The 12,236-nt window shown below is 72.3% G+C and carries 10 protein-coding genes and 1 pseudogene; 9 read left to right on the top strand and 2 right to left on the bottom strand.

Going from position 1 to position 12,236, the window contains the following annotated elements; translation table 11 throughout:
- The first annotated feature begins 22 nt into the window (after positions 1-22).
- The 5 genes from ACZ5GP_RS15410 to ACZ5GP_RS15390 all read left to right on the top strand — a co-directional run bounded on the left by ACZ5GP_RS15410 (position 23) and on the right by ACZ5GP_RS15390 (position 5,107).
- A complete protein-coding gene (locus tag ACZ5GP_RS15410) occupies positions 23-1,045 on the top strand; it encodes a LacI family DNA-binding transcriptional regulator (RefSeq protein WP_320590568.1) in 1,023 nt (340 codons plus the stop codon).
- 146 nt (positions 1,046-1,191) lie between these two features.
- Positions 1,192-2,214: a S1C family serine protease gene (locus ACZ5GP_RS15405; protein ID WP_468751320.1), complete on the top strand. Its 1,023-nt coding sequence runs from the start codon at positions 1,192-1,194 to the stop codon at positions 2,212-2,214.
- A gap of 73 nt (positions 2,215-2,287) precedes the next feature.
- Positions 2,288-3,025: a response regulator transcription factor gene (locus tag ACZ5GP_RS15400; protein WP_468751319.1), complete on the top strand. Its 738-nt coding sequence runs from the start codon at positions 2,288-2,290 to the stop codon at positions 3,023-3,025.
- Positions 3,022-4,437, top strand: coding sequence for a sensor histidine kinase (locus ACZ5GP_RS15395; RefSeq protein WP_468751318.1), 1,416 nt, complete (start codon positions 3,022-3,024; stop codon positions 4,435-4,437). The genes ACZ5GP_RS15400 and ACZ5GP_RS15395 overlap by 4 nt, the downstream gene beginning before the upstream one ends.
- Positions 4,438-4,612: 175 nt before the next feature.
- Positions 4,613-5,107: a cupin domain-containing protein gene (locus tag ACZ5GP_RS15390; RefSeq protein ID WP_468751317.1), complete on the top strand. Its 495-nt coding sequence runs from the start codon at positions 4,613-4,615 to the stop codon at positions 5,105-5,107.
- A 25-nt stretch (positions 5,108-5,132) separates the two neighbouring features.
- Here the strand turns inward: ACZ5GP_RS15390 and ACZ5GP_RS15385 are convergent, their stop codons facing one another.
- Together ACZ5GP_RS15385 and ACZ5GP_RS15380 are read right to left on the bottom strand one after the other, a co-directional pair.
- A complete protein-coding gene (locus ACZ5GP_RS15385; protein ID WP_468751316.1) occupies positions 5,133-6,434 on the bottom strand; it encodes an LmeA family phospholipid-binding protein in 1,302 nt (433 codons plus the stop codon).
- Positions 6,435-6,501: 67 nt separating this feature from the next.
- On the bottom strand, positions 6,502-8,340 hold the full coding sequence (locus ACZ5GP_RS15380; RefSeq protein WP_468751315.1) for a bifunctional metallophosphatase/5'-nucleotidase: 1,839 nt from the start codon (positions 8,338-8,340) through the stop codon (positions 6,502-6,504).
- Positions 8,341-8,748: 408 nt separating this feature from the next.
- Between ACZ5GP_RS15380 and mshD the strand changes: the two genes are divergently transcribed.
- The 4 genes and pseudogenes from mshD (at position 8,749) to ACZ5GP_RS15360 (ending at position 12,134) form a co-directional block, all read left to right on the top strand.
- Positions 8,749-9,678 carry a mycothiol synthase gene (mshD, locus tag ACZ5GP_RS15375; RefSeq protein WP_468751314.1) on the top strand — a complete coding sequence of 310 codons (930 nt, stop codon included), beginning with the start codon at positions 8,749-8,751 and terminating at the stop codon, positions 9,676-9,678.
- A gap of 109 nt (positions 9,679-9,787) precedes the next feature.
- Positions 9,788-10,156, top strand: a pseudogene (locus ACZ5GP_RS15370) (GntR family transcriptional regulator); the annotation flags it as partial.
- Between the two features lie 113 nt (positions 10,157-10,269).
- A complete protein-coding gene (locus ACZ5GP_RS15365) occupies positions 10,270-11,169 on the top strand; it encodes an ATP-binding cassette domain-containing protein (RefSeq protein WP_468751313.1) in 900 nt (299 codons plus the stop codon).
- Positions 11,166-12,134 (top strand): ABC transporter permease, encoded by a 969-nt coding sequence (locus ACZ5GP_RS15360; RefSeq protein ID WP_468751312.1) that lies wholly within the window; start codon positions 11,166-11,168, stop codon positions 12,132-12,134. The genes ACZ5GP_RS15365 and ACZ5GP_RS15360 overlap by 4 nt, the downstream gene beginning before the upstream one ends.
- The last annotated feature ends 102 nt before the right edge of the window (positions 12,135-12,236 follow it).

The following is a 12,236-nucleotide window of genomic DNA, read 5'->3' as shown; positions in this document are numbered from 1 at the left end:
TCCATCCGCGTAGACTCCGCGCGTGGCCAAGGTGACTCGGGATGACGTGGCGCGACTGGCGGGTACTTCGACCGCCGTCGTCAGCTATGTCATCAACAACGGACCCCGGCCGGTCGCCCCGGCCACGCGCGAGCGTGTACTCGCCGCGATCAAGGAGCTGGGCTACCGCCCGGACCGGGTCGCGCAGGCCATGGCGTCCCGGCGCACGGACCTCATAGGCATGATCGTGCCCGACGCGCGCCAGCCGTTCTTCGCGGAGATGACGCACGCGGTCGAACAGGCGGCGTCCGAGCGCGGAAAGATGGTCCTCGTCGGCAACTCCGACTACGTGGAGGAGCGCGAGACCCACTATCTGCGCGCCTTCCTGGGCATGCGGGTCTCCGGCCTCATCCTCGTCAGCCACGGCCTGACCGACCAGGCCGCCGCCGAGATAGACGCCTGGGACGCGCGCGTGGTGCTGCTCCACGAGCGGCCCGAGGCCATCGACGATGTCGCCGTGGTCACGGACGACGTCGGCGGCGCGCAGCTCGCCACCCGACACCTGCTCGAACACGGCCACGAGTACGTCGCCTGCCTCGGCGGCATGGCCGGGACCCCGACCGTCGGCGACCCCGTCTCCGACCACGTCGAGGGCTGGCGGCGCGCCATGCGGGAGGCCGGGCGGTCGGTGGAGGGCCGCCTCTTCGAAGCCCCGTACAACCGCTACGACGCCTACCAGGTCGGCCTGGAGCTGCTCGCCGGGCCCGACCGGCCCACCGCCATCTTCTGCTCCACGGACGACCAGGCGATCGGGGTGCTGCGGGCCGCGCGGGAGCTGCGCATCGACGTGCCGGGGGAGCTGGCCGTCGCCGGCTTCGACGACGTCAAGGAGGCGGGCCTGACCGATCCGCCGCTGACCACGGTGGCCTCCGACCGGCCGGCGATGGCCCGCGCCGCGGTGGACCTCGTCCTGGACGACGGCCTGCGTGTGGCCGGCTCCCGCCGGGAACGGCTGAAGCTGTTCCCCTCGCGGCTGGTCGTACGCCAGTCCTGCGGCTGCCGGTGAGCACCCCGGCCGGGACGCCCGCGTAGGCGCCTCACCACGGGCCCGACATGCATCGCCCCGGGCTTTATAAGGGGCATACGCACTTCTGCCGGGCTTCTCAGGACGTACTCAGGCAGCTCTCATGTGCGCCGGTCAATCTCAAAGGCATGACCGAGACCTTCCGCCACAGCGGCGAGTACCCCACGCAGCAGCCGTCCGCGCCGGTGCACCACGGCGGTACGCAGGGCGCGTACCCGCCCCCGCCCGCCTACGCGCCGGAGGCGACCCGGACCATCCCCACCCTCCCGAGGAGCCGCCGCGCCAAGGGCCCCATGGCCCTGCTCGCCGCGGTGGCCATCGCGGCCGCGGCCGTCGGCGGCGGCACCGCGTACGCCGTGCAGACCCTGACGGACCAGGGCGCCACCACCTCGGCGACCAGCACCGACGTCGTGCCGACCAGCAAGCGCGGCACCGTCTCCGGGGTCGCGGAGGCGGTCGCGCCCAGCATCGTGGAGATCAGCGCCACCACCGCCCAGGGCAAGTCCACCGGCTCCGGTGTCATCACCAGGAGCGACGGCGAGATCATCACCAACAACCACGTCGTCTCCGGCGCCACCTCGATCAAGGTGCGGACGCACGACGGCAAGACGTACGACGCCGAGGTCGTCGGCACCGACAGCAAGAAGGACCTCGCGCTCATCCAGCTGAAGAACGCCTCCGGGCTGAAGCCGGCGACCCTCGGCGACTCCGCCGGCGTCAAGGTCGGCGACGAGGTCGTCGCCATCGGCTCCCCCGAGGGCCTGACCGGCACCGTCACCAGCGGCATCGTCTCCGCGCTCGACCGGGACGTCACCGTCCCCACCGGCGAGGGCCAGGAGCAGCCGCAGGGCCCCCAGGGCGGCTGGCCCTTCGAGTTCGGCGGGCGGGAGTTCAACGGCGACACCGGGTCGTCCAAGACCACGTACAAGGCCCTCCAGACCGACGCCTCGCTCAACCCCGGCAATTCCGGCGGCGCCCTCATCGACATGAACGGCAACATCATCGGCATCAACTCCGCGATGTACTCGCCCGCTTCGTCGGCGCAGGGCAGCGGCGACGCCGCGGCCGGCAGCGTCGGCCTCGGCTTCGCCATCCCGGTCAACACGGTCAAGGCCGACCTCGACACCCTCCGCGCCGGCGCCACGGACTGACCCCGGCCACCGCCGCGTGCGAGGCTGATACCGGACCCGTTTCCGCCCCCATACCCGAGGAAGTCCGAAGCACATGAGCCCCGCCGAAGGCGACCGCGCCGGTGACCGCGAGCAGCAGCGCATCCTGATCGTGGACGACGAGCCCGCCGTGCGGGAGGCGCTGCAACGCAGTCTCGCCTTCGAGGGGTACGGCACGCAGGTCGCCGTCGACGGCGCCGACGCGCTGGAGAAGGCCGCCGCCTACCGCCCCGACCTCGTCGTACTCGACATCCAGATGCCCCGCATGGACGGCCTGACCGCCGCCCGCAGGCTCCGCGCCGGCGGATCGACCACGCCGATCCTGATGCTGACCGCGCGCGACACGGTCGGCGACCGCGTCACCGGGCTCGACGCCGGCGCCGACGACTACCTGGTCAAGCCGTTCGAACTGGACGAGCTGTTCGCCCGCATCCGCGCGCTCCTGCGACGCAGCTCGTACGCCGCAGGCGCGGGGCGGGCCGAGGAGGGCGACACCCTCGCCTTCGCCGACCTGCGGATGGACCTGGCGACGCGCGAGGTCACGCGGGGCGGGCGCACCGTGGAGCTGACCCGCACGGAGTTCACCCTCCTGGAGATGTTCCTGGCGCACCCCCGGCAGGTCCTGACCCGCGAACAGATCCTCAAGGCCGTCTGGGGCTTCGACTTCGAGCCCACCTCCAACTCCCTGGACGTCTACGTCATGTACCTGCGCCGCAAGACGGAGGCGGGCGGCGAGCCCCGCCTCGTGCACACCGTGCGGGGCGTCGGCTACGTCCTGAGGGGCGGCGAGTGAGCGGGCCCGTCCGACGGTTCGGGGGGCTGCCGCTGCGCTCGCGGCTGGCGTTGCTCGTCACCGTCGCCGTGGCCCTCGCGGTCGCGGCGGTCGCCGTCTCCTGCTGGGTGCTGACCCGCGCCCAGCTGCGCGGCCAGCTGGACGACTCACTGCGCAGCCTGAACGTCGGCCGCGTCTACCTGGACGTCACGGCCGCCGAGTGCAACGACGACCGCACCAGCCCCAACGCCGAGACGTCACCCGGCACCACCACCGTCTTCGTCCAGATCATCCGGCCCGACGGCTCCCGCTGCGTGGGCCGCGGCTCCACGCCCGTGGCCGTCCAGGACCCCGACGTCGAAGTGGCCCAGCACCTGCGGCCGCAGGCCCTGCACGACGCCAGGACCGACGACGGGGCCGCGGTGCGCGTACTGACCCAGGTGGACCCCGACGGCCGCTACACGGTGTCCCTGGCCCGCCCGCTCTCCGAGATCGACGAGCCCCTCAACAAGCTGGCCCTGCTGCTCACCGCGGTCGGCGGCATCGGCATCCTCGGCGCGGGTGCCGCCGGCCTCTGGGTGGCGCGCACCGGTCTGCGCCCGGTGGACCGGCTCACCGAGGCCGTGGAGCACGTGGCCCGCACCGAGGACCTCGACCTGCGCATCCCCGTGGACGGCCACGACGAGATCGCCCGCCTGTCGGAGTCCTTCAACTCCATGACCGCCTCGCTGGCCTCCTCCCGCGACCTCCAGCAGCAGCTCATCGCCGACGCCGGCCACGAGCTGCGCACCCCGCTGACCTCCCTGCGCACCAACATCGAGCTGCTCGCCCGCAGCGAGGACACCGGCCGGGCCATCCCGCCCGACGACCGCCGGGCCCTGCTCGCCTCCGTCAAGGCCCAGATGACGGAACTGGCCTCGCTGATCGGCGACCTGCAGGAACTGTCCCGGCCGGACGCGGGCCACGGCGGCGGCAAGGTGCAGGTGATCGCCTTGCACGACCTGGTGGAGACCGCCCTGGAGCGGGCCCGCCTGCGCGGCCCCGAACTGACCTTCGCCGCCGACCTCGCGCCCTGGTACGTCCGCGTGGAACCGGCCGCCCTGGAGCGCGCCGTCGTCAACCTCCTGGACAACGCGGTCAAGTTCGGCCCGTCGGGCTCGACCATCGAAGTGGCCTTGCGGGGCGGCGAACTGACGGTACGCGACCACGGACCCGGCATCGCCGCCGATGAACTCCCCCATGTCTTCGACCGCTTCTGGCGCTCACCGTCCGCCCGCAGCCTGCCGGGCTCCGGCCTGGGCCTGTCCATCGTGGACCGCACGGTGCGCCAGTCCGGCGGCGAGGTGACGCTGGCCGCGGCGGACGGCGGCGGCACGGTGGCCTCCGTCCGCCTCCCGGGAGCGTCGACTCCCCCGCCCAGCGAACTCCCCTGACGGGGACGGTGTGTTCAGCTGACGGGGACGGTGTGTTCCGTGCTGACCGAGGCCAGAATTGACCGGCCGTTCCGGCCCGCAATTGCACCCCCGCTCGGGTCAATCCGCTCCGTAGAGTCGTACGCACAAGGCCTCGGGAGTCCCCGGGACCGCCGCCCGAGCAGGGGGAACACCGATGAACGCCAGCACCGCCAAGCCGGTCCTGACCCGCGCCGCCACCGCCGAGACCACGAGCGACCCCAGCAGCGTCATGACCCTGCTCGCCGACTGCGGGACCGACGGCAGCACGGTCACCAGTTACCGCTCGACGTTCGCCGAGGGCGCCGTCGGCGCTCCCGCGCACTTCCACACCCGGGCCTCCGAACTGTTCTTCGTCATCGGCGGCGCCCTCCAGGTGCTCGTCGACGACGAGGTCCAGGTACTGGGCCAGGGCGACTTCCTGCTGGTGCCGCCGCACACCCCGCACGCCTTCGCCGCCGCTCCGGGCCGGGAGGCCGACGTGCTGTTCGTCTTCACGCCGGGCCTGCCCCGCTTCGACTACCTGCGCCTCCTCGGCCGCGTGACGCGCGGCGAGGCGAGCCCGCAGGAGATCAAGGACTCCTCCGAGCTGTACGACAACCACTACGTGGACAGCCCGGCATGGCGCGCCGCCCTCGAAACGGCCCGGTGAGCCTTTGGAAACGGCCCGATGGGGGCTACGGGCCGAAGCCGAGGCCCGTCCCGGTCAGCCGCACCCGGATGCCCTCCTCCTCCACGGTCACGTCCCGCAGCGCCACCGTCCCCTCGCCCGGCAGCTTCGGCAGCTGGAACGCGAGGGTGAGGCGGTCGGCGAGGGCGGGACGGGTGAGCTGGGCCAGGCCCTTGAGCAGGGCGGGGTCCAGGCCGAGCTTCTTCAGCAGCGCGGGGTGGCCCATCGCCACGTCGATGAGGTTCAGGCCCATCACGTCGTGCACGAACTTCGGTGACCCGGTGAGTTCGCCCAGCTTGGCGTCGCTCTTGAGGGCCTCGCGCACGACGGAGTCGGGGACACCGAGCCGCTTCACGATCGCCGGGACCGCCAGCAGCGCCTTCGCCTTCGCCGTCTCCTTGGCCACCCGGTCGGCGGAGCTGCGCGACAGGTGCAGGCCCTCCTTCTCGCGGGTGCCCGGCCGGTACGTCGCCAGGTCGCCCAGTTGCAGGCTCATGCCGCCGATGTCGGTGGAGATGCCGCGCTCGCCGTTGCGCTGGATACGGGCGTCGGCGCGCACCTTCAGGTCGTGCCCGGCGACGGGCAGCGTGCCGCGCGCGAGGACCTGGTCGCGGCCCTTGCCGGTGAACGTCACCTGAGAGGCGCCCAGTTCACGGTTGAGGTCCTCGAAGGAGAGCAGTACCTCGCCGTCCATCGCGCCGATGCGGGCGCCCTTGATGGAGGTGGGCCCATCGCCGAGGAGCGTGACGTCCGTGGCGGTCGCGGAGACCTTGGCGAGCGAGACGCGGTCGGCCGCGACGTCCGGGACGGTCACCTTCACCCGGTCCAGGCGCTGGTCGAGGACCTGCGTGAGGAACGGGAACCCTTCGATGTCGACCTCGGGCGCCGCGCTCAGGTCCAGCTGCTCCTTGAACTTCTCCGCCGCCTCGTGCTCGGCGTAGAGCAGCGCCCAGCGGTCGCCGAGGGCGAGGAACGCGGCGGCGACGAGGACGGCCACCACGGCCTTCGCGGCGAGCGGCAGCCCGGCGAAGCGGCGGCGGGCCCTGCCCCGGCCCCGGCTGCGGCCCCGGCGGCGACTGCCCCGCCGGTGGTTGGGCGGCTCCCAAGGCGCTTCCGCCTCAGCCGACTTGTCCTCGTGGAGGAACTCCTCCAGCGGGTTCGGAGCGAGGTCGGCCAGCTCGTCGTACGGGTTTCTGTAGGGCTTTTCCGGGGTTCCGGCGGGCCGGTTCGCGGGGTCGGCGGGCCGGTTCGGGGTGCTGTAGGGCTGGTCCGGGGGCGGTTGCGGGGTTATGCGGTGGGGGGAACGCATCAGATGATCTCACCATACGTTCACACCCCACCCCAAGCTCTACCTCCGGTAAGCGCCGAGGTGAGCGCTACTTCACGATGGTGATCCGGTCGGCCTTCGGCGGCGCGATCGGCTTGGCCGCCGAGGAGTTGGCGGTCAGATAGTCGTTGAACGCCTTCAGGTCATCGGCGCCGACGAGCGGCTTCGTGCCCTTGCCCAGCTCGGGCAGACCGTCGCCGCCGCCCGCGAGGAAGGAGTTCAGCGCGACGCGGTAGGTGGCCGACGGGTCGAGCGCCTTGCCGTTCAGCTTGATCGAGTCGGTGACGACCCGGTCGGCGCCCGTCTTCGTCATGTCCAGCGTGTACGTCAGTCCGTCCGACACCTGGAGGATCTTCGGGGAGGCCTCATTGGCCCCGCTGACCTGCTGCTTCAGGGCGGTGACGAGCTGCGCGCCGGTCAGGTCGACGAGGTTGACGGTGTTGCTGAAGGGCTGCACGGTGAACGCCTCGCCGTAGGTGACGACGCCGTCGCCCTCACCGCCGCTCGCCTTGTGCACGAGGTCGGAGCGGATGCCGCCGGGGTTCATCAGCGCCAGGTCGGCCTCGGGGTCGAGGGACTTGGCGTGCGCGAGCTGCGCGTCCGCGATCAGGTCGCCCAGCGGGGACTCGGGCACGCCCGCGCCACGGCCGGGGATGTCGGCGGCGATGTAGCCGACGGGCCGGTTCGCGACGGGCGCGGCCAGCTTGTCCCAGCGGGTGATCAACGAGGTCATGTCGGGGGCCTTGGCCTGCTCCCGGCTCACCACGTGGTTCGCGGACCTCACGCTCGTACGGACGATGTCCTTGGTCCTGCGGTCGTACGTGAGCGTGGTGTCGGTGTAGAGCTTCCCGTAGGAGGACGCCGAGGTCACCATGCGGGGCTTGCCGGACGGGTCCGGGATCGTGCAGACGTACGCGGCGTGCGTGTGCCCGGTGACGAGCGCGTCGACCTTGGGCGTGATGCCCTTGGCGATGTCGGTGATGGGCCCGGAGATGCCGTCGCCCGCGCCCGGCGAGTCGCAGTCGTAGTTGTACGTCTGGCTCGCGGGGGCGCCGCCCTCGTGGATGAGCGTGACGATGGACTTCACGCCCTGCCGGTCGAGGATCTTCGCGTACTTGTTGACGGTCTCGATCTCGTCGTGGAACTTCAGGCCCTTGACGCCGTCGGCGGAGACGATGTTCGGGGTGCCTTCGAGGGTGACGCCGATGAAGCCGACCTTCACGCCCTTGTGCTTCCACACCCAGTAGGGCTTGAGGAGGGGCTTGCCGGTCTTCTCGTCCGTGACGTTCGCGGCGAGGTAGGGGTAGTCGGCGCCCTCGAACTCCTTGGGCCTGCCGGCCTTGTCCTTCTCGAAGCAGCCGTCCTTGGGGTGGCAGCCGCCGTACTGCATGCGGGCCAGTTCCTCGGCGCCCTCGTCGAACTCGTGATTGCCGACGCTGGTGACGTCCAGGTCCAGCTTGTTCATCGCCTGGATCGTGGGCTCGTCGTGGAAGAGGCCGGAGAGCAGCGGGCTGGCGCCTATGAGGTCACCGGCGGCCGCGGTGACGCTGTAGGGGTGCGCCTTGCGGGCGGTGCGCAGGGACGTGGCGAGGTACTCGACGCCACCGGCGTCGATCTTCTTCTCGGTGCCGTCGTGCTGCTTCTCCGTGACCTGGCCGGACGAGCCGGCGGGCGGCTGGAGGTTCCCGTGGAAGTCGTTGAACGACAGGAGCTGCACGTCCACCGTGCGCTTCCCGCCGCCCTTGCCCCCGCCCGCGTGGTCCTGCCCCGCGCTCGCGGGAAGGGCGGCGGCCAGCGCGCCGATGGTGGCGAGCGAGGCGGCCGCGGCGAGTACGCGCGTGGCGCGGAGTCCGGGCCTGGGCCCGCGGGGCCGGGATGTGGCTGACACGTGTCCCCCTGGGGATGTGTGAGACGACTGGAAGGGCGATTCCGCCGAGCGCAGCCTAGAGTCAACGCGCGTAGCGCAACAGGGGGTCACGGGTTACGAGGTGGTTGCCATCGCGGGCGATACGGGCACTTCCTCCGATGTCCGGTTCTCGCACCTCGGGGGTACGTGACCCAGCGCCCCGGACGGCACGGCTCCGGAGCGGCCCGGGGGCCGTACGGCTCCGGGGCGCCGCGGGTCGTAAGGCTTCGGAGCGCCGCGGGTCGTACGGCTCCGGAGCGCCGTGGGTCGTACGGCTTCGGAGCGCCGCGGGTCGTACGGCTCCGGACCGGCCCTCCGACCACCCCGGACACCCCGGGCCGCCCCGGACCGCTCCAGCCCTCCCGTCGCCGCTCGCCGTACCCTCGACCCATGACTGACGACCGGCCCGCCGAGGCTCCCGCTCCCCTCCGGAAGATCGACACTCTCGCCGCCCTCGACCCCGCGCAGGCCGACGCCGTGCTCGCGCTCCTCGCGGAGGCCGCCCGCACCGACGGGCAGCAGGCGGTGTCCGAGCAGGGGCGGTTGCAGCTCCGCGGCGGGGCACGGGAGGGGGTGCGGCACCTGCTGCTCGGCGTCGGCGAGGAACTCGTCGGGTACGCGCAGCTGGAGGACACCGACCCGGTGGAGGCCCCGGCCGCCGAACTCGTCGTCCACCCCTCCTACCGCGGCCGAGGTGACGGCCGGGCGCTCGGCAGCGCGCTGCTCGGCGAGTCCGGGCGGCGGCTGCGCGTGTGGGCGCACGGCGGGCACTCCGCCGCCCGGCACCTGGCCCAGGTCCTCGGCCTCACCCTCTTCCGCGAACTGCGGCAGATGCGCAGGCCGTTGGCGGACCTGGACCTGCCGGACCCGGTCCTCCCGGCGGGCGTGTCCGTACGGACCTTCGTACCCGGGCAGGACGACGCCGCCTGGCTCGCGGTGAACGCCGAGGCCTTCGCCCACCACCCCGAGCAGGGTTCCCTCACCCAGCGCGACCTGGACGCCCGCAAGGCGGAGCCGTGGTTCGACCCGGCCGGCTTCTTCCTCGCCGAGAAGGACGGGGAGCTGATCGGCTTCCACTGGACGAAGGTGCACGCGCAGGAGGACCTCGGCGAGGTGTACGTCGTCGGGGTGCGCCCCGGCGCCCAGGGCGGCGGCCTCGGCAAGGCCCTGACGACGACGGGCCTGCGCCACCTCGCGAAGGCCGGCCTGCCGACCGCGATGCTGTACGTGGACGCGGACAACAAGGCGGCCGTGAGCGTCTACGAGCGGCTCGGCTTCGTGACCCACGAGACGGATCTGATGTACCGCACGGAGTCCTGACCAGCACTTTCCCCCAGACCGTACGGCCCGAGGGGCGGCGCCCATTGACGTCGCCCCTTTCTTGCACCACCCTTTCACTACTTACTTAGTGAAAGGGTGGTGCAAGGCAGTGGTCGAATACCGCATCGACCGGCGCAGCGGCGTCGCCACCTACCTCCAGATCGTCCAGCAGACCCGACAGGCCCTGCGCCTCGGCCTGTTGGAGCCCGGCGACAAGCTGCCCACGGCGCGCGAGGTCGTCGAGGCGACGGCCATCAACCCGAACACCGTGCTCAAGGCGTACCGCGAACTGGAGCGCGAGGGCCTCGTCGAGGCACGCCGGGGCCTCGGCACGTTCGTACGGAAGACGCTGGGCAGCGCGCCGGCCGACTCACCGCTGCGGGGGGAGCTCGCGCAGTGGGCCGCGCGGGCCCGGTCGGCGGGGCTGGAGAAGGAGGACATGGCGGCGCTCTTCAACGCCGTACTCGAAGAACAGTTCGCACCGACGCGAGTGCGGCCTCCGGAGCGAACACCGGAGCGGACCCAGACACCCGTACCGAAACCCGTGTCGGCCGACGCGCCGACACCCGCACCGTCCAAGGGGGACTCCGCATGACCGACACCGCCCTAGAGGCGCACGGCCTGACCAAACGCTACGGTCGCCGCCGCGCCCTGGACGACTGCGCGTTCCGCCTGCCCGTCGGGCGCGTCTGCGCGGTCGTCGGCCCCAACGGCGCCGGCAAGTCCACGCTGCTCTCCCTCGCGGCCGGCCTCGACCGCCCGAGCGGCGGCGCCCTGACCGTCCTCGGCACGAGCCCCGCGCTGGCCCGCCCCCGCGTGGCGTACGTCGCCCAGGACAAGCCGCTGTACCCGCAGCTGACCATCGCCGACACGCTGCGGACGGGCGCCGAACTGAACCCGGGCCGCTGGGACATGCCCGTCGCCGAGCGCGTCGTCGGCGCGGGGGACCTCGATCCGGGGGCCCGCGTCCGCACACTCTCCGGCGGCCAGCGCACCCGCGTCGCCCTCGCCCTGGCACTGGCCAAACGCGCCGAACTCCTGCTCCTGGACGAGCCGATGGCCGACCTCGACCCCCTGGCCCGCCACCAGCTCATGGGCACGCTCATGGCGGAGGCCGCCGAACACGGCACGACGGTCGTCATGTCCTCGCACATCGTCGGCGAACTGGCCGACGTGTGCGACCACTTGCTCCTGGTGTCCGGGGGCCGCATCCGGCTCGGCGGCGGCATCGACGACCTCGTCACCGCGCACGCCCTGGTGACGGGCGCGCGCCCGGCCGCCGACCTCTCCCCGCACACCGTCATCGAGTCCCGCGCCACGGGACGCGGCGTGAGCGCCCTGATCCGCCCCGAAGGCCCGCTCGGCGACGGCTGGGCCGTCGAAGAACCCTCCCTGGAGGAACTGTTGCTCGCCCATCTCCGCACCCCGGACGCCCCACCCCTGCTCACCCCGGGCACGACCGCCACGTCCCGTCCGGGGGTGACGGCATGAGCGTGCCGATGCTGCGGGGCCCGCGCTGGGTGGACGTGCGGGTGCACCGCACCGCGCTCCTGACGGCCGGTGCCGCACTGGTCCTCGCGGTCGCCTACTCCGGCTGGCTGCGTTGGGCGGCGAGCGCCTTTCCGGAGAACGACGACAACTGTGTCGTGGGCAAGCCCTGCGACTCGTTCCTCGGCTTCGCCAGCGCCCGGGACCTGCTCTACACCAGCATGGAGAACGGCTCCCTGGCCCTGCTCCTGGTCCCCCTTCTCATCGGCGTGTTCGTCGCGGGGCCGTTGGTCGCACGCGAGTTGGAGAGCGGCGTCCACAAGCTCTCCTGGACCCAGTCCGTCTCACCCGCGCGCTGGCTCGCCGCCAAGCTGACCACGGCCGCCGCGTTCGCCGTGGGCGGGACGCTCGTCCTCATGGCGGCGTTCCGGATCGGGACCGGCGACGTGATCGGCGGCCGTTCGAACCTGTACTGGGCGGACCGGGGCGTCTACGAGGCCACCGGTCCCGCACTGGTCGCGTACGCCCTCCTCGCCGTGGGCCTCGGCACACTCATCGGGCTCGCCGTGCGCCGCACACTGCTCGCGATGGCCGTCACCGGGGCCGTCACCGGCCTCGTGCTGTGGACCTTCGGCAACGCCCGCTGGCACCTGGTCCCGACGGACACCGCGACCGGCCCGGTCACCGGGGACGACACCTTCCCCACCCGGTACCCCATCGGCTCCTTCAGCATGGACCAGGGCGTCACCAACGCCGCCGGTGACCGCTTCCGGGAGTCCGCGTGCCACCCCGAGCCCCTGCCCGGTGCCGCCTGCCCCACCGACACCAAAATCACCGACTGGTACATGGACTACCACCCCCGATCCCACTTCTGGCACGTCCAGCTGATCGAGACCGGCATCGTGCTCGCCCTCGCGGCCGCCGCCGTGTACGCCGCCTTCCGTCTGCTCCGTCGCCGGACGGCCTGACCTCTACGATCGGCGGAAGGCCCCGGGCCGCGAAGACGCCCGGAGGCCTTCCGTCGATGTCCCGCACGTCATGTCTCCGTAACCGCTGATTCAGACAGGCTT

It is taken from the genome of Streptomyces sp. NPDC031466 (assembly GCF_055581265.1).
Note: the sequence above shows the minus strand (reverse complement) of the source record. Positions and strands in the feature narration are given on the sequence as shown.

Bases quoted from the DNA above. Each gene is read 5' to 3' on its own strand.
- ACZ5GP_RS15405 (WP_468751320.1), top strand. From the start codon at position 1,192: ATGACCGAGACCTTCCGCCACAGCGGCGAGTACCCCACGCAGCAGCCG.
- ACZ5GP_RS15400 (WP_468751319.1), top strand. From the start codon at position 2,288: ATGAGCCCCGCCGAAGGCGACCGCGCCGGTGACCGCGAGCAGCAGCGC.
- ACZ5GP_RS15390 (WP_468751317.1), top strand. From the start codon at position 4,613: ATGAACGCCAGCACCGCCAAGCCGGTCCTGACCCGCGCCGCCACCGCC.
- ACZ5GP_RS15385 (WP_468751316.1), bottom strand. From the start codon at position 6,434: ATGCGTTCCCCCCACCGCATAACCCCGCAACCGCCCCCGGACCAGCCC.
- mshD (WP_468751314.1), top strand. From the start codon at position 8,749: ATGACTGACGACCGGCCCGCCGAGGCTCCCGCTCCCCTCCGGAAGATC.
- ACZ5GP_RS15365 (WP_468751313.1), top strand. From the start codon at position 10,270: ATGACCGACACCGCCCTAGAGGCGCACGGCCTGACCAAACGCTACGGT.
- ACZ5GP_RS15360 (WP_468751312.1), top strand. From the start codon at position 11,166: ATGAGCGTGCCGATGCTGCGGGGCCCGCGCTGGGTGGACGTGCGGGTG.